Genomic DNA, 22,747 nt, shown 5'->3' with positions numbered 1-22,747 from the left:
CCGGAATTCCTAACCTCGACGGAGGTGGCCGCCGGTCGGCCTCCCGGACGAGCGCACCGTACCCGGCCAGCGACAAGACGGTGCAGGAGCGTTGTACGTCATGGCCTGGATCGTTCTCGTCCTCTCCGGTGTGCTCGAAGCCGTGTGGGCTACAGCCCTCGGCAGATCTGCCGGTTTCAGCCGGCTCACCCCGACACTGGTGTTCGTCGTCGCCCTCGTCCTGAGCATGGCCGGGCTCGCGTATGCCCTGCGCACCCTGCCGGTCGGGACGTCCTACGCGATCTGGGTGGGTATCGGCGCCGCTCTCACGGTCGGATATGCGATGGTCACCGGCACCGAGACCGCCTCGCTGCTGAAGCTCGCACTGATCGCGGGCATCGTGCTGTGCGTGGTCGGTCTCAAACTCGTGCACTGACGTTCTCGGGCCTCACGTTCTCGGACTGACGTTCTCGAGCACTGACCGTTACAGTCGGTTCCATGAACCTCGGGTCCGTACTCGTGATGCCGGTGCGTGTGGGTCTGACCGCCGCAGAGGTCGCCCTGAGCGTCGCCGAGACGGTCGTCGGCACCGTGCGGGTCGCGGTGTCGCCCACCACCTACTCCGCGCTCGGCGCGGTCGGCCTGCCCGACACCCGCAGTTCGGTGGGTCTGCTGCAGCAGATCTCGAAGCTCACGTCGGAGGACCGTGGACTCGGTCACGCGTTGCGTCCCGGCGGTCCCCTCGACCGGCTGCTCGCGCCGGGCGGTCCCGTGGATCGGCTCACCGAGCCGGGTGGCCTGCTCGATCGGTTGCTCGAACCGGGCGGACCCGTCGACCGGCTCACCGCACCGGGTGGTCCCCTCGACCGGATCCTCGCCGACGACGGTGCCCTCGACCGTCTCGTGTCGGAAGGGGGTCTGCTCGATCGCCTCACCGCGCACGACGGCCCGCTCGAACGGCTGCTCGCCCAGGACGGCGCGGTGGAACGGCTCACCGCGCCGGGCGGCATCGTCGATGTGGCGATCCGGCCCGGTGGGGTCGTCGAGCGGGCCCTCGCCCAGGGCGGCGTCCTCGACGTCCTGCTCTCCGAACGGGGCGCCCTCGAACGACTGCTCGCCGAGGGCGGTCCGCTCGATCAGATCGTCTCGCTCTCGGAGACCCTCGCGCATCTCACGCCCGGCATCTCGCAGATGAACGCGAGCATCGACATGTTGCAGGAAACGGTCGAGCTGCTGCGCGGGGCCGTCGGTCCGCTCGGCGACCTCGCCGGCCGGCTTCCCGGGCGCTGGTTGCGCAGCGGCAAGGGCGAGCTGCTTCCGCCGCCCTGACGTAGTTCCTCGCCGTGTCAGCGATCGGAGCGGCGGGATGCGACCAGCCGGGCAGCGTCGGCCGATGCCCGGCGCGCTGCCGCGAACAGGTCCTCCCCCGTGCCGAGCAACGCGGCGAGCGTGCCGGCGAAATGATCGCCCGCCCCCGTCGTGTCGACGACCTCGACCTGCGGGACCCGCAGATGTTCGATCGCGTCCTCGGTTCCGACCACGACGTCCTCCCCACCACGGGTGATCACCACGGTGCGCACCTGTTCGAGCAGGCGGGTCACGATCGCGTCGAAGGGGGTCCCTGCGGGAAGACCCGCGTAGTGCAGGGCTTCCTGCTCGTTGAGTACGAGCGGATCGGCGCCGGCGAGGACGTATTCGTCCAGGTCGATCACCGGGCTCGGATTGAGCACGAACCGGCGGTCGTGATCGCGCGCCCACTGGGCGGCGGCCCAGGTCACTGCGGGGAGCAGCTCGAGTTGGGTGAGCACCACCGCGGGATCGAGGGCATCGAGTGCTGCGGTCACGTCCTCGGCCTCGAGCAACGAATTGGCCTCGGGTACGACGACGATCCGGTTCTGCCCGTCGTCGGAGACGAGGATGACGGCCCGGCCGGTCGGGCCCGGTGTGGTGCGCAGATGGGAGGTGTCGACCCCTGCCCTCTGTTGCACGCCGCGCAGTACGTCAGCGGCATGATCGCTGCCCACCGCGCCGACGATGGCGGTGGGAGCCAGGCGGGCAGCACCGATGGCCTGGTTCGCGCCCTTGCCTCCCGGATAGGTGCGCAGATGCCGGCCGAGTACCGTCTCACCTTCTTCGGGAGCACGTGCCACGACGACCGTCAGGTCGAGGTTCAGCGATCCCACGACCGCCACCACGCATCGACTCGACTCGGTCACGGGTCGAGCCTACGACCGATCGACCTGCGGGGCGGGCCTACGATCGATCGACCCGAAGGGCGGGCCTACGATCACTGCGCCTGCGGGTCCGGTTCCAGTTCGGGGCAGACGATGTGGACGACCTCGTCCGCCCAGGACTCCCCCACCTCGCCGTGACGCAGGTAGGCGCCGAGATACGCGCCGACGAGCATCGAGACGGCGGTGTCGACGTCGATGTCCTTGCGGATCGCGCCCGACTCGATCGCGGTGCGGAGCACGTCGGCGACGACCTCGCTCCGGGCGTTGATGATCTCCCGGATCGACTCGGTGAACTCGGGTTCCTGGTCGGTGAGCAGTGCGCCGACACTGCCCATGCCCACTTCGTTCGACAGTCCGCGACGGATCAGCTCGAGGGTCCATTTGACGCGGTCGTAGACGCACAGCCCGTCGGGCACGCACGGGGAGGCGACCTGCGAGTGCAATGCCGCGTCGAGGATCTCCTCACGGTTCGCGTAGCGCCGGTAGATCGTCGTCTTCGCGACGCCCGACAGCGCCGCGACCGCCTCGACGGTGACGCGGTTGGGCCCGTGAAGCCGCAGGATCTCGAGCGCGGCCTTCACGATGCGCGCGTCGGTCCCGGCACGCTCCTTGACGGGGCGCCGCGACGTCAGGGCCACGGATTCCGTCTCGACCTCGCCCACCATGTCTACATCCTCCTCGCGCGGGCATACACCCGCAGGATTCCCGAGTCTCCCCGACAAGGCGACCCCGAATCAAACACTACGAAACGATACGCTACGATGAGCGTATCGTTCCAATCGTCGACGAAGGGGAACGCATGACAGATATCTACGCACCGACACCCGGGCACTACACCGAATCCGAAACCGTCCTCGAGAGCTACCGCACCTACGACGCCGTCGAGAGGGCCATCGACCACCTGTCCGACGAAGGCTTTCCCGTCGAGTACCTGCGGGTCGTGGGCCAGGGAGTCACCACCGTCGAACACATCGAAGGCCGCATGACCAACGGCAAGGCCGCCCTTCGCGGCGCCGCCGCAGGCGTCTGGACGGGCCTGCTCTTCGGTCTGCTCCTGGCACTGCTTCTGCCTGCCACCGGCATGGCCACCGTGATCCTCACCGCTGTCGTCTTCGGCGCGGTGTGGGGCGGATCACTCGGCTTCTTCACCCACTGGAGCACCGGGGGACGCCGCGACTTCGTCTCGAGAAAGAGCATCGAGGCCTCGCGCTACGACCTCATGGTCGATTCCGAGTTCGTCGATCAGGCGCGCGAGAAGCTCGCACTGCGCTGACCGGCCATTGTTTCTCCGATTCGAGAACCTCTTCGCCCACGCCGACCGGCGTGGGCGAAGTCGTTTCTGGTGGAAAGAACAACACGAAAGGGATATTCCACCCGAATCGCCACATTCGTCCGATGCGGATAATCCGTGTTTGCCCGGTCGATTCTTTCCACTGATGGCATGATTCGAGTTATGGCCGGATCGTCGAATACTCCCCCGAAGCCTGCTGTGGGCTCGAAGGTCGTCGTACGCGCGGGTGTCGCGGGCACCAGGGCCTGTCCCGGCACGATCGTCGAAGACTTCGGTCCAGCACAGGAAGCCGTGGGCGACAAGCTGGGTCGCGACTGGGCGCGCGTGCGCCGCTGGGCTGTGGCGCTCGACGACGGACGGCTGATATTCGTCGATATGGACGCATTCGAATCCTCGAAGTCCTGATATCCGATCCATTTCGTCACTTCCGTATTCACACGCCCCTGCAGTGACATGCGGAGGGTGAACAACCGGGTGAACTGCGGCGGATCCGTTGACGCTCCGTGCGCCCGAACCGTTCTCCGGATATGACCTGGATCGGTTGGCCGCTGCTCGGATGGCTCACGGCATCCCCGGTGGTCGCCCTCGTATTCGGGCGCGTCGCCGCGGCGCACGACCTCCACGAGGCGCCGCACACGATTGCGCCGGTGATCGACCTGTCCGAGCGCCGAGCACGCCGCCTCGGTGAACACCACTGGCCGGAGCAGGACGGCAACGGCCCGGCAACCCTCCCGGAGCCCCGTCTTCCGATGTAAATTGTCCTTCTCGCCTTCGACGGGACAGGGATCCGGTCCGGGCGAACACCCGCCCGTGCATGTGTGCCTCCCGGATCGAGGGACGATGACCGCAGACCGCTTGACCCCGGTCCCGCCCCGCAACGGCGCCGGAAACACGGCACTGACCGCAGGGATCGTCGCGCTCGTCTTCGCCTTCGTACCCGTCATCGGCGACTTCGTCGCGATCCCCGCAGGTCTGGTCGCAGTGGTGTGCGGATGGATCGGTCTCGAACGGGTCGACAGGGGCACGGCGACGCATCGCCGCGAAGCTCTGATCGGTGCGTGCCTCGGCGTCGCGGCACTGTTCGCCGTGTTCGTGGTCTTCGCAGCGGTTCACAGCAGCACCGGATGAAACAGGCCCGCGCGGTACGCGACGGGCCCTACTGGAGCCCCCTGTCAGGATTGAACTGACGACCGCTCGCTTACAAGGCGAGTGCTCTACCACTGAGCTAAGGAGGCACAGAACTCGACGGTCGCGGACGACGCGTGAGCGACGCCATCATATAGCGCGTCACACTCTCGGCGCGCACCCACCCGCCTTCGTTACGGTGGATTGCATGCCCACCCTCCCCGTTTCCCCCAGCCGTACCGGAGGCCGCGGACGGTGAGCCGCTTCGACGACTTCCTCGATCGGGTTCTCGGTACCCGCCGCGCGACCATCGACGCGGTCACCGAGGCGCCGGCGCCACTGCAGCCGATCGATCTGACCGACGATGCAGTGGTCGCCGAGGCGCTCGACGTCGCCGTGCGTGTCGGTGAGGTCCTGCTCGCCTCGGGCACCGGCGCGATCGACACCGCCGAACAGGTGCGGTTCGTCGCTGCCACCTACGGTCTGGCGCAGTGCGACGTCGACGTCACCTACAACTCGATCGTGCTGTCGGCCTATCGCGGACCGACCATGCCGCCGTCGAGCACGATGCGGGTGGTGCACTACCGCTCGATGGACTTCACGCGGCTCGCGGCCGTCGACCGTCTGACCCGCCGCGTCCGCCGCGACGCGATCTCCCCGGCGCAGGCGCACGAAGAACTGCTCGCCATCACCACCAAGGCGCATCCGTACAACCGTTGGGTGGCGACGATCGCGTGGTCGGCGATGGCCGCCTCGATCTCCGTGCTCCTCGGCGGCGACGCGCTGGTTGCGCTCGTCGCCTTCGGTTCGACGTTCGTGATCGACCGCGTCAACCGCAAACTCAACGCGGCCGGGTTGCCGTTCTTCTTCCAGCATCTGGTGGGCGGCATCGTCGCGACAGCCCCGGCGATCACGCTGTACGGGATACGGGAGACGATCGGGATCGAAGTGTCACCGGGACTCATCATCGCGGCCGGCGTGACGGTGCTGCTGTCCGGTCTGTCGCTCGTGGGTTCGGTGCAGGACGCCATCACCGGGGCCCCCATCACGGCGTCGGCGCGTTTCTTCGAAGTGCTGATGATGACGGGCGGCATCGTCGCGGGTGTCGCGACGACCCTGCGGGTCGCGTCGGTGTTCGGCGCCGAACTCCCTCTCATCAGTTACGAGGCACTTCCCGACCTCACACAGCTGCCGACGAAGATCCTCGCCGGTGCCGCGGCGGCGTTGTTCTACGCCGTCGCCTGCTACGCCGAACGTCGCGCTCTCACGGTCGCCGCGCTCGCCGGCGCCACCGGCAGCCTCGGCTACCAGCTCGCGCTCGGGTTGTCGCTCGGTCCGATCATCTCGTCGGCGCTGGCCGCGACCGTCATCGGTTTCGCCGGTGGTCTGATGGCCCGCCGCGCGCTCACGCCACCGCTGGTCGTCGCGGTCGCCGGCATCACGCCGCTGCTGCCCGGTCTCGCCCTCTATCGCGGCCTGTACGCGATGCTCCGCAATCAGATGGCTACCGGCATGACGGCGCTGTTCTCGGCGTTCGGTATCGGGTGCGCGCTCGCCGCGGGTGTCACGCTCGGTGAATGGCTCGCCCGCCGCACGCGCAACCCGCGCGGTGTCCTCCGCGTCGGCGCGCTGCGTCGCCCGCAGCTGCGGCGGATCCCCCGGATCCGGCTCGACAAGAGCCGCCCGGTGTGGCGTCCGGCGCCCGGCCCCGCCACGGGCCCCATCCCGGTGGGATCGCTGCACACCGGCCCGATACCCACAGCTCCCGGGACGGGCCCCATCGCGACAGGACCGATCGCCACCGGTCCGATCGCCACCGGCCCGATACCGACGGGCCCGATCGCGTCGGGTCCCCTGGCCACGGGCCCGATACCTCTCGACCCACACGGGTCGTCGTCGGGCCGGGAGGCAGGATCGTCCGTACAAACGACGAGAGCCACGCTGCGCTTTCGGCGCGGGCGTGACTCTCGGCGGATCTGACGGAAGCGTTCAGCTGCCCTGGCGGGCCTTCTCGTCGGCTTCCATTGCGTCGCGAAGGCTCTTCGGACGCATATCGGTCCAATTCTGCTCGACGTACTCGACGCAAGCGGCGCGCGACTCTTCGCCGAATACCACCCGCCACCCCTGCGGAACCTCGGCGAAGGTCGGCCACAGCGAGTACTGCTCCTCATCATTGATGAGGACGTAGAAGCGGCCGTCTTCGTCGTCAAATGGATTCGTGCTCATCTCGCCTCACTTGTTGCGTAGGTGTGATGGTCCGATATCCTACCAAGCTCGTCGATTCCTCCCCCGGCTCCGGGCAGACGGAGCTCTCGGCGTTCGACGATCGAGGTCAGGATCTCACCCGCGCGGATCGCTGCGTTGGACAGCAACGACGCGGTCAGACCGTGTGTCTTCTCGGTTCCGCCCTGCAGGTAGACGTCGGCCGTGACGTTCTCGGGCAGCGGCAGACGGTAGTCGCGGGCGACGGACAGAACGGGTGCCTCGGGCGCGAGATCACCCAGCAGCGGCGCGAGAGGCGTGGGCTCGAAGCCGGTCGCGAGGACCACCGCATCGCACTCGAGGGTCTCGGTGTCGCCTTCGAGATTGTCGCGGATCTCGACGGTGACTCCCGCCTCGCTCTCGATCGCCGACACGACCTCCGAGGCACGACGCATGAACAAGCGGCGACGACCGCTCACCCGTTCGCGGTATTCGGTCGCGTAGAGCGCCTCGATGAGTTCGGGCGAGACGACCGAGTAGTTGGTGCTGCGGTGCAGGGCGAGCAGACGCTCACGCTCGGACAGCGGGGCCGCGTGCAGTTCGTCGACGACCTGCGGGTCGAAGATGCGGTTCGCGTACGGGCTGTCGTCGGCCGGGCTGTACCCGAAGCGGTTGAAGACGTTGTGGACCTCGGCCTGCGGGTAGTGCGTGTGCAGGTACTGCACGACCTCGGCCGCGCTCTGCCCCGCACCGACCACCACGAAGCGCTGGTGCTGCGGCTCCGGCATGTCCTCGATGTGGAAGAGGAAGTGGTGGTTGTGGAAGCAGCGGGCGGACTCGGTCGCCCACTTCGGGAGCCGGGCACGCAGTCCGACTCCGACCACGACGCTGTGCGCGTACACGACGGCGCCGTCGGCGGTCCGCACGGCGAACAGATCGGCGACCCCGTTGTGGTTGCGGACGGTCTCGACCGAGACGACCTCGAGTCCGTAGCGGACGTCGGCGTCGACGCGCGTGGCCGCCCACTGCAGATAGTCCTGGAACTCGTGACGTGTGGGGAAGAAGGTCTGGTGGTTGACGAAGTCCACGAGACGGCCACGGTCGTGCAGGTAGGAGAAGAAGCTGTACGAGCTAGCGGGGTTGCGGAAGGTGACCAGATCTTTGGGGAACGCGATCTGCATCGTGGCGCCCTCGAGCAGCATGCCCGGGTGCCAGGCGAAGGCCGACCGACGTTCGAAGAAACGTGCCCGGATCGCCGAGGAGCGGTTGTCGGTGTTGTGCTCCTCGACGGCGATCGCGAGCGCCAGGTTCGAGGGGCCGAAACCGATACCGACGAGGTCGAAGACGTCTCCTTGCGAGTTGCCCTCCGACCTCCCCGCGTCATCGGCGACAAGGCTGGAACGGTCGGTCATCACTCAACTTCCGTACTAGGGGGTCCGGAGGGGCCCGTGATCGGTTCGTACGAGACTCGAAGGTAGCTCAGGCTAACCTTTGTTCGGTGAGCGTACCAGTGCCCGACGGTCCGCGGGACGTCCCGATCTCCCGGATCACAGGGACCTTCGTCGNGGGCGCGGTGGATCGTCGCCGATCCCACCGCGCCCGCCTGCCGATTTCCCGTGTGAAGGGACTCCTCTAGGAAGCCAGGAAGTCCACCAGGATCTTGTTGACCGCCTCGGGCCGCTCGAGATAGCCGTAGTGCCCCGCGTCCGGGATCTCCTCGTAGCGCGCACCCGGAATGGCGTCCGCCACCTCGCGCGACAGATAGGCCGGGATCATCCGGTCGTCGGCGAATCCGACGGCCAGGCACGGCACGGTGATGCCGCGGTAGGCCGCGCGCCGATCGAACTCCCGGTCCATGCCGAGCTGCGCGCGCACGCCCGCCGACACCTTTCCGCCGCTGAACTCGAAGACGTCGAGCCAGTCGCGGGCGGTGTGCTCGTCGGCCAGCGAGGCCGGCGACAGATTCATCACGGCCGTGACGGCGGCCTGATACTTCGGCGGCAGTTCGACGCCGCTGTCGTAGAGCTGCCGCTCGCCCTCGGTGAGCGTCAGCTGGAACTGGTCCATGCGGGCGTGACCGGCCAGGAAAACGGCCTTGCGGACGAGTTCGGGACGGGCGAGCGTCAGCTCCTGCGCGACACGCGCACCCATCGACGTGCCGATCACGTAGGCGGGGCCGCCGAGCAGTTCGATCAGGCCGGCGGTGTCCTTCACCAGGTCGTCGATGGTCATGCCGCCGAGGCTCTCGCCCGACGGTGCGATGCCGCGGTTGTCGAAGGTGGCGACCCGGTAGCCGGCCTCGACGAGCGCGGGCACCTGGTGCAGATCCCACACGCGCCCCGGACTACCCGTTCCCATGATGAGGACGACGAGATCGCCCGTTCCCTTGACCTGGTAGTTCAGCGGGATGCCGTTCACGGTGGCAATGGGCATGAATACCTTCCTCGACGAGAGCGCGGTTGTGCGCCGCGGGTCGGCGCTGTGACGTCGTGCGCCGGAAACACACACGGTGTACCTACTGCACGACCGTCCTACGGTACCGCGACGTAGACGTGCAGGACCGTGCCAGGACCGCCCTCGGAAGGCGGGTGGCGGCGAGCTGTCCGATTCTCCTAGAGTCGAAGGACGATGCGTGCTCGCACAGAGCAGCGACCCCGGGAGGACATCATGGCCGCGGACCCGACCACCGCGAACGACATCGCCGACGAGGATCTCGAACCCGTCGCCGACGAAACCGCACGACAGGCGCAGCGAGTCGTCGCTGCCTACGCAGAGAACGCGGACGAGTGCCGCATGCTGCTGTCGATGCTCGGCATCGGTCCCAGCGACAAGCACTGACGAGCTCGACACCCATCCCGGTGCCGATGTCGGCACCCACACTGCCGGGCCGGCGACGGCACCGGCCCCGAAAGAGGACCACAACGTGACAGCAGGCGAAGCGGACGCAGCGGGGAACCACGACTCGCACGCCGGGTCGGACTTCGTGGTCGTCGCCAATCGCCTGCCGGTCGACCTCGAACGGCTTCGCGACGGCACCACCCGCTGGAAGCGCAGTCCGGGCGGGCTCGTCACCGCACTCGAGCCGATCCTGCGTTCGAACAACGGCGCCTGGGTCGGCTGGGCCGGCGTGGCCGACGCCGAGTCAGGCGTCATCGTCGAGGACGGGCTGACCCTGCACTCGGTGCGGTTGAGCACCGAGGACATCGCCGAATACTACGAGGGGTTCTCCAACGCCACGCTGTGGCCGCTCTACCACGACGTGATCGTGCGTCCGGAGTACCGGCGCGAGTGGTGGAACTCCTACGTCGAGATCAACCGCCGCTTCGCCGAGGAGACCGCGAAGGCCGCCTCGGAGGGCGCGACCGTCTGGATCCAGGACTACCAGCTGCAGCTGGTGCCGAAGATGCTGCGGATGCTCCGTCCCGATCTGACGATCGGCTTCTTCCTGCACATCCCGTTCCCGCCGATCGAGCTGTTCATGCAGCTGCCGTGGCGCACCGAGATCGTGGAGGGTCTCCTCGGCGCCGACCTCATCGGCTTCCATCTTCCCGGGGGTGCCCAGAACTTCCTGTATCTCGCCCGACGTCTGGCAGGTGCCCAGACCTCACGCGGTAACATCGGCATCCGGTCCAAGCTCGGCGTGGTCCAGGTCGGCTTCCGCTCGGTGCGCGTCGGCGCTTTCCCCATCTCCATCGAATCGGGCCGGCTCGACCAGCAGTCGCGGAGCAAGGCCATCCGCGATCGCGCCAAGGCGTTGCGCAAGGAACTCGGCAACCCGAAGAAGATCCTGCTCGGCGTCGACCGGCTCGACTACACCAAGGGCATCGACGTGCGGCTCGACGCGGTGCACGAACTCCTCGCCGAGGGTCGCATGGACCCGAAGGACACCGTGATGGTGCAGCTCGCGACCCCGAGCCGGGAACGCGTCGATTCCTACGTCCACATGCGCGGCGAGATCGAGCGGACGGTCAGCCGCATCAACGGCGAGTACGCCGAGGTGGGGCGTCCGGTGGTGCACTACATCCACCGGCCGGTCCCCCGCGACGAGCTCATCGCGTTCTTCGTCGCGGCCGACGTCATGCTCGTGACCCCCTTGCGCGACGGTATGAATCTCGTCGCCAAGGAGTACATCGCGTGCCGCAGCGATCTCGGCGGCGCGCTGGTGCTCAGCGAGTTCACCGGTGCCGCAGCCGAACTGCGACAGTCGTTCCAGTGCAACCCGCACGACCTCGAGGACGTCAAGGACAAGATCCAGGCCGCGATCGAGGTGCCGCGCGAGGACGGCCGCAAGAGGATGCGTGCGCTGCGCCGTCAGGTGCTCACGCACGATGTGGACCGCTGGGCCCGTTCGTTCCTCGACACTCTCGCCAACACCAATGCCGCCGGGCGCGCGCTGATCGCGCCGGGTGAGGCCGGCGAACCCGACCCCACCTGACGGCTCTCTCCTAGATCGGCGTCAGCCGGCTGACGAGCCAACGCCCGTCCTGCTTTTCGAGTTCGACGCGCACCCGGCTGCCGCTGCTCACCGCTTCGGGGTTCTCCGAACTCGTCGTGATCTGGTTGAGGAACAGCAGGGTCACGGCACTGTCGGCGTCGGCGGAGACCACCGACGACGCCTGCACGCTCACCTGCACGCTGATCGCCTTCTCCTTGGCGCCCGGCGCGATGATGTTCTTCATCAGATTCGTGTACTCGTCGCGGAAGTCGCCGGTGAGGCCTTCCGCAGCGGCCTCGGTCTGCGCGTCCACCTGATCGTGGGTGTAGGCGAGCATCGCGACCGCCTGTTCCTCCGCAGCGACCCGCGCGTCGGTCCGCGCCGTCTCGGCGGCGGACTGCTGGACGGTGCCGTAGGCGAGCCACCCCACCAGGACCGCGAAAACCAGTGCCACGATCGACAATCCGATCGCGATGTGCGGCAGGTACGAGGCCTTCGGATCCGAAGTCGCGTCCGGGACCGAGGCGGCGGCGGCCGAGGTCTCGGCGGCGGCGGTGGATCCGCCCGTCTCCTCGGTCTTGTCGGACACAGTGCCGGACACGGCTTCGTCGGTCTTGTCGAGCGTCACGCGATCGTCCTTCTCGTCGGTCACGGCACGAACTCCACCTTCGACGCCAACAATCTGCCGTTCTCGTCGCAGATCGTCACCCGCAGACGGAAGTCGCGCGCTTCGGGTTCGGTCTGGTCGGCGTTGCTCACCATCGCGCGGGAGGCGACGAGCGACGACGCGCACGTGCCGTCCTCGTTCTGGATCCCCGCCTCGAGGACCTCACCGGTGGTGTCGACACCGGCCTGCTGCACGACCTCCACGAAAGGTCCTTCGCGGCCCTCGAACTCGGCCTTGAAGTCACCCGTCGCGCCTTCGAGCAGACGTGCGACGTCGGCGTCGGCGGTATCGGCGTTGATGGTGGTCAGGTTGAGCACCGTCTGCCGCGCGGCCTGCAGGTACGCCTCCCGCTTCTCGTCGCGTTCGTTCGCGGACTGCCGGTCGACGATGAGCCAGGCCCCGACCGCCACGAGTGCGATCACCAGAACGGACGCGATGATCGCGATGGGCTTGGCCCATCTCGGCTTCGTCTTCTTGTCGATCTCGTCTGCCATCAGCCCTGCTGCGCCTTCATGTAACTCTCCAAGCTCCGATCTCCACCGAGATCGGCATGCGTGTACACGGTGCCGTCGGGACCAATGTACGTCCCGGTCTGCGGATCGATCCGTCGCGCCGCGACCCCGGCGGGAGCCGTGTCGTCTCCCCCGCCGTAGGAGGCGGGTGTGGGTGCGACGTTCTCCGAGGCCACCGGCGTGGGCGGCCCGGTCCACGGATTGTCCGAATAGGTAGGGCTGTACCCGGTGCGGCACATGTCGGGCGTCGGTGCGCGACGGCCCGGGTACTCCATGCACGGCAGGTTCCGGGCGCCGCGGACCGCGTTCGGATAGTCCTGTGGCAGTTGACAGAAGACGTCGCCCGGGGTGTCGACCATGGACGTGTCGGCCGGGCTGCGCCACTGTTCCGGCGGCACGAAACCGGCCAGGCACGGCGGCGGATCGTGCAGCTGCAGATGGAAGTCCACCACGGCACCGTCCTCCGGTGGGCCGTCGCCGGCCGCGGTGATCAGGGCCGTCGTCATCGGCGGGTACAGCACCAGGATCTGCTCGATGCCGGCGTTGTAGATGACGCCCACCTCGCCGACGCTGACCAGATTCGCGAGCAGCAGCGGCAGTGTCGGTTTCAGGTCCTGCAGCAACGATTCGGCTTCGGCGGCGGCACCCGGTCCGACGTCGAGCAGGGCCCGCAGGTCGGGATCGCTCTCGCGCAGACGATCGGTGAAGGTCACCATGTCGCGTGTCCACGACCGGATCGCGTCGCTCGTGACCACCTGCGTGTCGAGCAGCGGACCGATCTGGTCGATCAACTGCCGTGTCTCGGCGCTGTTCGCCGAGGCCTCCTGCACGAACAGGCGTGTCGAGTCGATCAGTTCCTGCAGTTCGGGTCCGGAGCCGTTGAACGCGTCGAACGCCTCGTCGACCACCGTCTGCAGTCGCGTGTCACCGATGGAGGCGAGCAGCACATCGGCCTGGTCGAGCAGGGCACCGACCTCCTGAGGCACCGTCGTGCGGTCGATCGGGATCACGTCGCCGTCGGCCAGACGTTCGCCGCCCGAGCCGTCGGCCCGGGGCACGAGATCGACGTACTGTTCGCCGACCGCCGACACGCTGCGCACGGCCGCGTCGACGTCGGCGGGGATCTTCGCGTCGCTGTCGATGGACAACTTCGCCTCGACGCCCACCGGCGACAGCGAGACGCTCCGGACGGTGCCGACGGTGTTGCCGCGGTAGGTGACGTTCGAATGCGGGTACAGGCCGCCGGTCGACTGGAGTTCGACGACCACCTCGTACCGCCCGACCCCGAACAGGGCGGGCAGCCGCACGTACATCAGCGACATCACGACGAGTCCGACGACCGTGAGGATCGCGAAGATCGTGAGCTGGATGCGGACGAACCGCGTGAGCATCATGGTGCGGGCACCCCCAGAGGCAGGCCGGGAATGGTGATCTCACCGATGCCGGGGATCGTCAGTTTCCCTTCGGGACCGGGAGGCGGCGGCGGGGGTGGTTCGAGCGGTGCGCGGAACGGGTCCGTCGCCTGTGCGGCGAGTCCCGCGTCGCGGCCGAGGATGCCTTCCGGGCCGGCGAGGCGTCCCGCGAGCGGCGTCCCGGACAGGAAGTTCAGGTCGAGGCGGTCGAGGGTGAGGTCGATCGTCATCGCGAGGTTCGCGTAGTCGCCGCGGATGATGTTGTTGATGCCCGCCTGCGGGAAGGGATAGGTGAGCAGCACACCGAGCACCTCGGTCAGGGCACTGCCCGAATCGGCCAGGGCCTTCAACGTCGGCGCGAGCCCCTCGAGATTCGCCTTCAGGTCGTCGTTCGAGGTCTCCACGACCCGGCTGGCCACGGTGCTCAGCTCGCCGAGCGAACTCATCGCGGCCGTGAGGTTCGAGCGCTGATCGGCCAGCACCTCGATCGCGGGCGGCAGTTCCTCGAGAGCCCGGACGAGTGTCGCGTTCTGGTCGTTCACGGTCGCCGCCAGACGGTCCATGCCCTCCAGCGCGGCGATGATGTCACCGCGCTGCGTGTCGAGGGTGGAGACCAGTTCGTCCAGGCGCGGGAGCAGGTTCCGGATCGAGTCCTCCCGGCCGACGAGCGCCGCGTTCAACTCGGTGGTGATGTCGTTGATCTGCGCGAGTCCACCACCGTTGAGCACCACCGACAACGACGAGAGCGTCTGTTCGGTGGTCGGATACGCACCGGCGCGTTCGAGCGGGATGACGTCGCCGTCCTCGAGCCGGCCCTCCGGGGGTTCGCCGACAGGCGGAATCAGTTCGAGGTGCTGCGATCCGAGCAGGCTCGTCTGCCCGATCCGGGCGAGCGAGTTGGCCGGAACGATCACGCCTTCGTCGAGCGAGACCGTCACGAGCGCGTGCCAGCCGTCGAGTTCGATCCCCGAGATCGACCCGACGGTGACGTCGTCGATCCGCACGGGCGAGTTCTGGGTCAGGGTCGTCACGTTGGGCATCTCGATCTGCACCTCGTAGGCACCCTCCCCGCGGCCGGCGCTGCCGGGCATGGGAATCGAGTTGAGTCCGTCCCACTCGCAGGCGGTGAGCGTCGTGCTCACCGCGACCGCGGTGGCCGCGACGCCCAGGCGGCGGAACATCGAGCGGCCGGTCATCGCACTCCTCCCGGCTGCAGCAGAGAACCCAGATCCTGCGGGACCTGCAGCGACGGCAGGCCGCCGAGGATCCCGTCGAGCGGCGACGCCGCTTCCGACAGCGACGGACCGGGTGCGGTGCCGCGTCCTTCCGACGCCCCTTCGAGCCAGGGTTCGGAGTAGACGATGTCGCCGTCGAAGGCCTGCACACCGGCGAGCGGGTTGACCAGCAGCGGAAGGTAGTTGGCGTTGATGGACGACAGCACCGGTCCGAGCTGCTGGCGGCACAGTTCCTCACTGCGTTCGGAGGTCGCGTTGGCGGCGGCCGCGACCGACCCGCACATCCACTCCACGGGGTTGGCGAGGTTGTTGATCGCGAGTGCGCCCGTGAGCGAACCCTGCGCGGGCTTGTAGATGTTGTAGAAGTTCGCGAGGGAGGTCGGGCCCGAGTGCAGCACCCGCTCGATCTCGGGACGTTTGCGGACCAGCACCTCGGTCACATCGGCCAGCCGCTCCACCGATTCGGTGAGCTCGGCCCGGTTGTCCTGCACGAACCGCTGTACGTCGCCGACGGCGATGTTCAACTCGGACAAGGAGACACCGAGCTGGTCGGAGCTCTGCGCGAGCACGTCCGAGACCGACGCGAGACGACCGCCGAACTGCACGATCTGTTCGTTGCTCGACGAGAGGACCGACACGAAGGTCTGCAGGTTGCGGATCGTCGAGAACAGATCGGTGCGTCCCTCCGAGAGCGTGCGCATCGTGTCCGACAGCTCCCGAAGGGCCTCGCGCACGGTCTGCCCGTTGCCCTCGAGATTCTCGGCCGCGGTGTCGATGAACCGGCCGAGAGATCCCTGCGGATCGAGTTCCTCGGGACCGAGCGCTTCGGACAATCGCATCAGTTCGGTCTTGATCTGGTCCCACTCCACGGGAGAGGCCGTGCGCTGCATCGGGATCGTCGCGCCGTCCTCGATCGTCGGGCCACCCGAGTACACAGGGGTGAGCTGGACGAAGCGCGCCGAGACGAGACTCTGCGCGATGACGACGGCACTCGCATCGGACGGGATCTCGACGCCGTCGTCGACCTTCATCGTCACCTGTACGAGGTCGTCGCGGGGTTCGATGTCGCTGATGCGCCCCACCGAGACGCCGAGCACCCGCACGTCGTCGCCCTCGTACAGGCCGCTGGTGGACGCGAATTCGGCGTGGATCGTGCGTTTGCCGAGGTCCGGCAGGACGAACACGGCGAGGGCGCCGAGCACGAGCACGACGACGGCGCCGATGATCACCGGCACCAGCAGGGGTGGGCGACGGCGGGCGGTCGTCGGGGCGGTATCGGTACTCATTCGCCGTCCCTCTTGATAGTCGGGGGCCCGTCCGGGATCACGTCCTGGAGATCCTCGGGGAGAAGATCGGGCGCGACCTGGCTGTCCACGATGGCCTTCCACCACGGCGCCGGCAGGATGTTGGACACGTAGGCGTTGAAGAACGGTCCGCTGGCGACGGATTCCCCGAGTGCGCTGATGTACGGGCCCAGGCCGTCGAGCGCCCCGGCGATGTTCTCCTTGTTCGCCTGCAGGTTGGCCGTCACGAGGTTGAGCTTCTCGAGTGTCGGTGCCATCTGCGCCTGGTTGTCCTGCACGAGCCCGGTGAGCTGACGTGAGACGGAGGAGATGTTCGCGATCAGTTCGGTGATGGCGTCGCGGCGCAGGCTCAGTTCGCCGAACAGGGCGTTCGCGTCGACGATGAGCGCGTTGACCTGGTCGCTGCGCTCGGCCAGGATGCCCGTCACGCTCTCGGCACGCTCGAGCAGTTGGTGCAACGACTCGTCGCGGGCGTTGATCGACTGCGACAGGCGGGTCATGCCCTCCAGGGCGCCCTGGATCTCGGGCGGGGTGTTCTCGAGGGTTTGCGACAGCGCGTCGAGCGAGTCGTTGATGCGATCTGTGTCGAGTTCGGAGACGGTCGTCGTGAGATCGCCGAGTGCGTCGGTCAGTGAGTACGGCGAATTGGTGTGCTCGATACCGATGATCGAGTTCGGGCGCATCACACCGTCGCCACCGGGGCGCAGCGCCAGCGATTTCCGGCCGAGCACGGTGTTGGTCTTGATGTCGGCTCCGGTGGTGTCGCCGAGCCCGATACCGTCCCGGATGCGGAAACTCACCAGCACGGCCTGACCGTCGAGGCGCACCTCGGTGACGTCGCCGACGTTCACGCCGGCGAGCATGACGTCGTCGCCGGGCACCAGACCGCCGGCGTCCTGGAAGCGCGCCGAGTAGCTCAGGCCCCCGGAGAGGAAGTGCAGCTGGTCGTACTGCAGACCGGCGAGAACGATCGCGGCGGACACGGCCAGGCCGATGATGCCCGTGCGGATGTAGTTGGGGTCACGGGGTGCACTCATTCGACCTTCGCACACCTTCCCGTGTCGTGGTTCGCCGTGGTGTACCGGATGGTGGTGCCGTCCGGTCCGGAGAACTTGAAAGTATTGGCACAGAGGAAGAATTGGAAGAAGTTTCCGTATGCACCCACGCGGATGAGTTTCTTGTAGTCGGAGGGCAGGCGTTCGAGCGTGCGGTTGATGTCATCCTTGCCGAGGTCGAGCTGGGTCATGGTGCGGTTCGTCTCGGCGATGACCGTCTGCAAGTCGGGCCGGTTGTTCTGCAACAGCGCGGCGAGATCCGCGGTGCCGGAGGCGATCGGCGGGATCGACGCGCCGATGGGATCACGATCGGCGGACAGCCCGCCCACCAGGGTGTGCAGCTGTTCGATCGTGTTCTCGAACTCGCGGTCGTGATCGTCGATCGTGCCGAGGACGGCGTTGAGGTTGTCGATGACGTCGCCGATCAGCTGGTCGCGGTCGGCGAGTGAGTTGGTGAACGAGTTGGTGTTCCCCAGCAGCGACACGAGCGTGTCGCCCTGCCCCTGGAAGACCTGCAACAGAGCTCCGGAGAGGTCGTTGACCTGCTGCGCGTCGAGGCCCTGCAACAGCGGCTTGAACCCGCCGAGGAGCAGGTCGAGATCGAGGGCGGGTTCGGTCTGCTCGATCGGGATGTTGCCACCGGCGGGCAGGACGTCGACGCTGCCGGCACCTTCGAGCAGTTCGAGATACCGGTCGCCGACGAGGTTCTCGTATCGCACGGTGGCGCGGGTGCCGGTGAACAGCGTGTGCTTCGCATCCACGTCGAACTCGATCTCGGCGGTGTTGTCGCGGCCGATGTCGATCTTCTTCACCGAACCGACCTGCACCCCGGCGATGCGGACCTTGTCGCCGGCACCGAGACCGGAGACGTCCGTGAAGGTGGCCCGGTAGTTCTCGGTGCCGGTGAACCGCGCCTGGCTGAACACGACGGCCAGCCCGGCGAAGATCAACGTCATCGTGACGGCGAAGATCAGGAACTTGACGGTGGTCGCTCTCATGGTCACCGCCCGCCCGCGAGATGGTCGCCGAACAGGTACTGGAAGATCGTCGGGTAGCGGATCCAGGCTTCCGTTGCGGGCTTGTAGGGCGTTTCGCCGGTGTTCGACACGACGAACGGCGCGTGACCGTCGCGGCGCGGGTCGAAGTTCGGCAGGCCCCAGCAGTTCGGTCCGCCGGTCGCGCCGACCACGGGCAGATCCTGGGCGTCGTTGTACGGCGTCGCGCCACCCATGAAGCTGGTGCTCAGCATCAGCGCGGCGTACTCCCCGGTGCCGGCCATCGGTTCGAACGCCACCCGGGCGTCGTTGAGACCGACGATGAAGCAGGTCAATTGCGGCGAGTACTCACCGAGCAGACCGGTGGTGCGGCTCAGGCTGTCGAGTGCGGTGGTCAACTGTGTTTCGTTCTCCCCCAGGACGTCCCGTCCGGTGTTCGCGAGACCGGTGAGGTTCATCAGTAGCAGATCGAGTTGCTGTTGTTCGTCGACGACGGTGTTGCCGACGTCGGTGGCGTTGCCGATCGTGGTCATGAGGTCGGGGGCCGTGTCGGCGTAGACGTCGGTCACCTGCGCAGCCGAGACGAGGTCGGCCTGCAGTTGCGGCAGCGACGGATTCATCTCGGCGAGATACGCATCGGCCTCGGCCAGGGCGGCACCGAGGGCGTCGCCGCGTCCGTTGAGCGCTTCCGACAGCGCGCCGAGGGTGGCGTTGAGCTTCTCGGGCTGGATCTGGGCGAGCACGTCGGACAGGTGCTCGAAGACCGTGTTGAACTCGACGGTGACGTTGTCGGCCGCGATTACGGCGCCTTCCTGCATCGGAACAGAGGACGGATCGTCGGGGACGACGATGTCGACGAACTTGGCACCGAAGACGGTGGTGGATTCGATCGCCACCCGTGCGTTCGACGGGATGAGCTGCATCTGCCCGGGCTGCATGTCGAGATGCAGGACCGCACCGGCCGGTGTGTGCTCGATCGACGCCACGCGGCCCACCTCGACGCCGCGCATCGTCACCTTGGCGTCGGGTTCCATCACCAGACCCGACCGGGTCGAGGTGACGGTGAGCGGGACCGTCGAGGTGAACCCACCGGCGAACATCGTCAGTGCCACCGCGACGATCGCGGCGAGGCCGCCCACGAGACCGAAGGCGGCGAACTTCTTCTTCCACGAAGGAGTGTCCATGTCGCGCGCCCTACCCCGACAGGTTGAAGTTGCCGGTCGCGCCGTAGACGGCGAGCGAGATGAGCAGGGTGACGGTGACGACCGCGACGAGCGAGGCCCGCACCGCGTTGCCGACCGCGACACCCACACCGACGGGGCCGCCACCTGCGGTGAAACCGTAGTAGGTGTGGATGAGCATCACGGCGATCGCCATCACGATGGCCTGGACGAACGACCACAGGATGTCGGTGGGTATCAGGAAGGTCGTGAAGTAGTGGTCGTACACGCCCGCCGACTGGCCGTAGAGCACCACCGTCGCGAAGCGGCTCGCGACGAACGAGGCGATCACGGCGAGCGAGTACAGCGGGACGATCGCGATCATCCCGGCGAGCACGCGCGTGGACACCAGATACGGGATGGACGGGATCGCCATGGTCTCGAGCGCGTCGATCTCCTCGGAGACACGCATGGCGCCGAGCTGGGCGGTGGAGCCGGCGCCGATGGTGGCCGCCAGCCCGATGCCGGCGATCGTCGGGGCCGCGATACGCACGTTGATGAAGGCCGCGAAGAAGCCGGTGAGCGCTTCGACACCGATGTTGCCGAGTGAGCTGAAGCCCTGCACGGCGATGATGCCGCCGGTGAAGAGCGTCAGGAAGCCGACGATCACGACGGTGCCGCCGATGACGGCGAGTGCGCCGGTGCCCATGCTGATCTCGGCGACCAGACGCACCGTCTCCTTGGGGTAGTGCATCAGCGCCCGGGGGACCGTCGCGAGGGCGCGCCCGAAGAACAGCGCCTGCTCCCCCACCCGGTCCACGGTGGACGACGCACGTGTCATGCGCCGAACCGCACGGGGGAAGCGCCAGGACATCACTGCCATGAAATCTCCGCTCCCCTCATCCCGCGGTCAGCTTGATGCCGACGGCCGTGACGAGGAGGTTGACCACGAACAGCGCCATGAACGCGAACACGACCGTCTGGTTGACGGCGTCGCCGACACTCTTCGCTCCACCCTTGACATTGAGACCGAGATAGGACGCGACCAGCCCCGCGATCATGCCGAACAGCCCCGCCTTGACCTGGGAGATCATCAGTTCTCCGAAGCCGGTGAGCAGGGTGATGCCGTTGATGAACGCGCCGGGGTTGACGTCCTGGAGGAAGACCGAGAAGGCGAACCCGCCGAGGATGCCGATCGTGCACACGAGACCGTTGAGCAGTAGGGCAACGACGGTGGACGCGAGCACCCGGGGCACGACGAGACGCTGGATCGGATCGATGCCGAGCACACGCATCGCGTCGATCTCCTCGCGGATGGTGCGCGCCGCGAGATCGGCGCAGATCGCGGTGGCGCCGGCACCGGCGACGATGAGCACCGTGACCATGGGACCCACCTGCGTCACCGCGCCGAGGGCCGCACCCGCTCCGCTGAGGTCGGCCGCGCCGATCTCCCGGAGCAGGATGTTGAGGGTGAAGCTCACCAGAACCGTGAACGGCACCGCGACGAGCACGGTGGGCACGAGCGAGACGCGTGCGACGAACCATGCCTGGTCGATGAACTCGCGCCGTTGGAAGGGGCGACGGAAGGCCGCCCGGGCGGTCTCGCCGGTCATGGCGAACAGTCCGCCGACGGCCCGTAAGGGAACCTCGAGGAGGTCTACCATCGTGTACCCCCTTCGATCCTCACGTCGTCGGCGCGCGGCCGATCGATGGCGTGTGCTGTGACCCGGGTCATATTAACTAGAACGTGTTCACCTGTCAAAGATCCGTCGAGGGGCATCTCGATCCATTTCCGTCCGAACGGACACACGGGCGTCGACCGACGCGCATCGACACGCTCATAAGTGGTTTTACCCTGGGGTTTCGGTGAGATTCTCGACGCCGGGCCCGAGCTCGATCACCTCGGCACGAGAGGCCGTCACGGCCCGATCGGGTCGTCGCAGGAGGGGAAAAAATTAGAACACGTACCAGGCCAAAACGCGGGGCCGGGCGAGAGCCGGAGGAACGGCCCGAGTGGGCGTGACGCTACCGGAACCCCGGTGTCCGTCACCCGTAGTTGCAGGATCCCGGCCCGGAGACGAAGACACGGCATCCCCTGCTGTCCCCGAACAGGAACAGCAGGGGATGCCGGAACTACAGATCGAGAGCCGCCGAGGCCGAGAATGTCCGGCCCGGATCACGATCGGCGAAGTAACCGCCGAGCTCGTCGGCGAGCGCTGCGGGGGTCCACTGCCCGTCGGCGTCGAAACGCTGCTCGACGACCGGCGCGGCCATCAGGGCCACCATGGGTCCGTAGACGATGAAGACCTGCCCGTTGACGCGATCGGCCGCCGGGGAGGCGAGATAGGCGACCAGATTCGCGACGTGGTCGGGCGAGAGCGGATCGATGCCGTCGTCCGGCGCGTCGCCGAAGACCGCCTCGGTCATCGACGTGCGCGCGCGGGGGCAGATCACGTTCGCCCGGACCCCGTACCGCTCGAGACCCCGGGCGGCCGAGAGGGTGAGCGCGGTGATGCCGGCTTTGGCGGCACCGTAGTTGGGTTGCCCGGGCGGCCCGAGCAGACCGGCCTCCGAGGACGTGTTGACCAGACGCCCGTAGACGGGGTCACCCTCCTGCTTCGACCGGTCGCGCCAGTAGGCCGCGGCATTGCGGGACAACAGGAAGTGACCACGCAGGTGCACGGCGACCACCGAATCCCACTCGTCGTCGGACATGTTGGGCAGCATCCGATCCCGCGTGATGCCTGCATTGTTGACGACGATGTCGAGACCACCGAACTTGCCGTGCGCCGCGGCGAGCATCGCATCGGCCGTCTCACGCTCGGCGACGCTGCCGGGCACGAACTCCGCCTCGGCACCGAGATCGCGGATCCGCGCGAGGGTGTCCTCCACCGCGTCGTTCTCCACGAGATCGTTGACCACCACCGATGCTCCGGCCCGCGCGAGCGCGAGCGCCTCGGCACGTCCGAGTCCCGCTCCGGCTCCCGTGACGACGGCGACCCGCCCTTCGAGAGACACCCGATCGTCGTTCTCCGCGCCACCGTTGGCGTCCGCACTCATCCACGTACTCCTCGAGATTCGGGCCGATTGCCGGCCGCACGCCGGTACTCTCCCCACCAGGACCCGGGGGCACCGAGAATG

The 22,747-nt window shown here is 67.6% G+C and carries 24 protein-coding genes, 1 tRNA gene, 1 pseudogene and 1 riboswitch; of the genes and pseudogenes, 9 read left to right on the top strand and 17 right to left on the bottom strand.

What is annotated here, in order from left to right:
• The first annotated feature begins 21 nt into the window (after positions 1–21).
• A riboswitch (guanidine-III (ykkC-III) riboswitch) is annotated at positions 22–87 on the top strand.
• 13 nt (positions 88–100) lie between these two features.
• Positions 101–415 (top strand): DMT family transporter, encoded by a 315-nt coding sequence (locus QR64_RS14445; RefSeq protein ID WP_006551875.1) that lies wholly within the window; start codon positions 101–103, stop codon positions 413–415.
• A gap of 62 nt (positions 416–477) precedes the next feature.
• Positions 478–1,308 carry a hypothetical protein gene (locus tag QR64_RS14440; protein WP_019290078.1) on the top strand — a complete coding sequence of 277 codons (831 nt, stop codon included), beginning with the start codon at positions 478–480 and terminating at the stop codon, positions 1,306–1,308.
• A 17-nt stretch (positions 1,309–1,325) separates the two neighbouring features.
• Here QR64_RS14440 and QR64_RS14435 read toward each other — a convergent pair whose 3' ends face one another.
• Both QR64_RS14435 and QR64_RS14430 read right to left on the bottom strand, forming a co-directional pair.
• Positions 1,326–2,195 carry a ribokinase gene (locus tag QR64_RS14435; protein ID WP_006551877.1) on the bottom strand — a complete coding sequence of 290 codons (870 nt, stop codon included), beginning with the start codon at positions 2,193–2,195 and terminating at the stop codon, positions 1,326–1,328.
• 71 nt (positions 2,196–2,266) lie between these two features.
• Complete coding sequence (locus QR64_RS14430; protein WP_006551878.1) at positions 2,267–2,878, bottom strand: TetR/AcrR family transcriptional regulator; 612 nt, start codon at positions 2,876–2,878, stop codon at positions 2,267–2,269.
• Between the two features lie 134 nt (positions 2,879–3,012).
• Here QR64_RS14430 and QR64_RS14425 point away from each other — a divergent pair, with 134 nt between their 5' ends.
• From QR64_RS14425 to QR64_RS14410, 4 genes are all read left to right on the top strand, one after another.
• Positions 3,013–3,486 (top strand): general stress protein, encoded by a 474-nt coding sequence (locus QR64_RS14425; RefSeq protein ID WP_006551879.1) that lies wholly within the window; start codon positions 3,013–3,015, stop codon positions 3,484–3,486.
• A 180-nt stretch (positions 3,487–3,666) separates the two neighbouring features.
• Positions 3,667–3,909, top strand: a complete 243-nt coding sequence (locus tag QR64_RS14420) for a hypothetical protein (protein ID WP_052227313.1) — start codon at positions 3,667–3,669, stop codon at positions 3,907–3,909.
• 122 nt (positions 3,910–4,031) lie between these two features.
• Positions 4,032–4,259: a hypothetical protein gene (locus tag QR64_RS14415; protein ID WP_019290082.1), complete on the top strand. Its 228-nt coding sequence runs from the start codon at positions 4,032–4,034 to the stop codon at positions 4,257–4,259.
• 85 nt (positions 4,260–4,344) lie between these two features.
• The gene (locus tag QR64_RS14410) at positions 4,345–4,632 is read left to right on the top strand and encodes a hypothetical protein (protein WP_039585854.1); all 288 of its coding nucleotides are present in this window, start codon (positions 4,345–4,347) and stop codon (positions 4,630–4,632) included.
• A gap of 32 nt (positions 4,633–4,664) precedes the next feature.
• Here QR64_RS14410 and QR64_RS14405 read toward each other — a convergent pair.
• Positions 4,665–4,739, bottom strand: a tRNA-Thr gene (locus QR64_RS14405).
• A 145-nt stretch (positions 4,740–4,884) separates the two neighbouring features.
• Between QR64_RS14405 and QR64_RS14400 the strand changes: the two are divergent.
• Positions 4,885–6,282 (top strand): annotated as a pseudogene (locus QR64_RS14400) (threonine/serine exporter ThrE family protein); the annotation flags it as partial.
• A gap of 336 nt (positions 6,283–6,618) precedes the next feature.
• On the opposite strand, the gene QR64_RS14395 reads toward QR64_RS14400, so the two are convergent.
• The 3 genes from QR64_RS14395 to QR64_RS14385 all read right to left on the bottom strand — a co-directional run bounded on the left by QR64_RS14395 (position 6,619) and on the right by QR64_RS14385 (position 9,264).
• Positions 6,619–6,855: an MbtH family protein gene (locus tag QR64_RS14395; protein WP_006551884.1), complete on the bottom strand. Its 237-nt coding sequence runs from the start codon at positions 6,853–6,855 to the stop codon at positions 6,619–6,621.
• Complete coding sequence (locus QR64_RS14390; RefSeq protein ID WP_039585850.1) at positions 6,852–8,243, bottom strand: lysine N(6)-hydroxylase/L-ornithine N(5)-oxygenase family protein; 1,392 nt, start codon at positions 8,241–8,243, stop codon at positions 6,852–6,854. The genes QR64_RS14395 and QR64_RS14390 overlap by 4 nt, the downstream gene beginning before the upstream one ends.
• A 220-nt stretch (positions 8,244–8,463) precedes the next feature.
• Entirely contained in the window at positions 8,464–9,264 is an 801-nt protein-coding gene (locus QR64_RS14385; protein WP_006551886.1) for an alpha/beta fold hydrolase, read from the bottom strand.
• A 195-nt stretch (positions 9,265–9,459) separates the two neighbouring features.
• Here QR64_RS14385 and QR64_RS27060 point away from each other — a divergent pair, with 195 nt between their 5' ends.
• Together QR64_RS27060 and QR64_RS14375 are read left to right on the top strand one after the other, a co-directional pair.
• Complete coding sequence (locus tag QR64_RS27060; RefSeq protein WP_016692417.1) at positions 9,460–9,669, top strand: hypothetical protein; 210 nt, start codon at positions 9,460–9,462, stop codon at positions 9,667–9,669.
• An 85-nt stretch (positions 9,670–9,754) separates the two neighbouring features.
• Entirely contained in the window at positions 9,755–11,266 is a 1,512-nt protein-coding gene (locus tag QR64_RS14375; protein WP_039585848.1) for a trehalose-6-phosphate synthase, read from the top strand.
• A gap of 10 nt (positions 11,267–11,276) precedes the next feature.
• Here the strand turns inward: QR64_RS14375 and QR64_RS14370 are convergent, their stop codons facing one another.
• From QR64_RS14370 to QR64_RS14320, 11 genes are all read right to left on the bottom strand, one after another.
• Positions 11,277–11,918 carry a hypothetical protein gene (locus QR64_RS14370; RefSeq protein WP_039585845.1) on the bottom strand — a complete coding sequence of 214 codons (642 nt, stop codon included), beginning with the start codon at positions 11,916–11,918 and terminating at the stop codon, positions 11,277–11,279.
• Positions 11,915–12,427 (bottom strand): hypothetical protein, encoded by a 513-nt coding sequence (locus QR64_RS14365; protein WP_039585843.1) that lies wholly within the window; start codon positions 12,425–12,427, stop codon positions 11,915–11,917. The genes QR64_RS14370 and QR64_RS14365 overlap by 4 nt, the downstream gene beginning before the upstream one ends.
• Positions 12,427–13,839, bottom strand: coding sequence for an MCE family protein (locus QR64_RS14360; protein ID WP_039585841.1), 1,413 nt, complete (start codon positions 13,837–13,839; stop codon positions 12,427–12,429). Before QR64_RS14360 ends, QR64_RS14365 begins: the two co-directional genes overlap by 1 nt.
• Complete coding sequence (locus tag QR64_RS14355) at positions 13,836–15,053, bottom strand: MCE family protein (RefSeq protein ID WP_039585839.1); 1,218 nt, start codon at positions 15,051–15,053, stop codon at positions 13,836–13,838. Before QR64_RS14355 ends, QR64_RS14360 begins: the two co-directional genes overlap by 4 nt.
• Complete coding sequence (locus tag QR64_RS14350) at positions 15,050–16,378, bottom strand: MCE family protein (RefSeq protein WP_039585837.1); 1,329 nt, start codon at positions 16,376–16,378, stop codon at positions 15,050–15,052. The genes QR64_RS14355 and QR64_RS14350 overlap by 4 nt, the downstream gene beginning before the upstream one ends.
• The gene (locus QR64_RS14345) at positions 16,375–17,433 is read right to left on the bottom strand and encodes an MCE family protein (RefSeq protein WP_019290089.1); all 1,059 of its coding nucleotides are present in this window, start codon (positions 17,431–17,433) and stop codon (positions 16,375–16,377) included. The genes QR64_RS14350 and QR64_RS14345 overlap by 4 nt, the downstream gene beginning before the upstream one ends.
• On the bottom strand, positions 17,430–18,449 hold the full coding sequence (locus QR64_RS14340) for an MCE family protein (protein ID WP_039585836.1): 1,020 nt from the start codon (positions 18,447–18,449) through the stop codon (positions 17,430–17,432). Before QR64_RS14340 ends, QR64_RS14345 begins: the two co-directional genes overlap by 4 nt.
• A gap of 2 nt (positions 18,450–18,451) precedes the next feature.
• Positions 18,452–19,630 (bottom strand): MCE family protein, encoded by a 1,179-nt coding sequence (locus tag QR64_RS14335; RefSeq protein ID WP_039585834.1) that lies wholly within the window; start codon positions 19,628–19,630, stop codon positions 18,452–18,454.
• Positions 19,631–19,640: 10 nt separating this feature from the next.
• On the bottom strand, positions 19,641–20,489 hold the full coding sequence (locus tag QR64_RS14330) for an MlaE family ABC transporter permease (protein WP_024102955.1): 849 nt from the start codon (positions 20,487–20,489) through the stop codon (positions 19,641–19,643).
• Positions 20,490–20,505: 16 nt separating this feature from the next.
• Positions 20,506–21,270, bottom strand: a complete 765-nt coding sequence (locus QR64_RS14325; protein WP_006551898.1) for an MlaE family ABC transporter permease — start codon at positions 21,268–21,270, stop codon at positions 20,506–20,508.
• Positions 21,271–21,739: 469 nt separating this feature from the next.
• Positions 21,740–22,666: a 3-oxoacyl-ACP reductase gene (locus tag QR64_RS14320; RefSeq protein WP_039585831.1), complete on the bottom strand. Its 927-nt coding sequence runs from the start codon at positions 22,664–22,666 to the stop codon at positions 21,740–21,742.
• Between the last annotated feature and the right edge of the window lie 81 nt (positions 22,667–22,747).

It is taken from the genome of Rhodococcus sp. Chr-9 (genome assembly GCF_000801125.1).
GTDB lineage: Bacteria > Actinomycetota > Actinomycetes > Mycobacteriales > Mycobacteriaceae > Rhodococcus > Rhodococcus pyridinivorans.
Note: the sequence above shows the minus strand (reverse complement) of the source record. Positions and strands in the feature narration are given on the sequence as shown.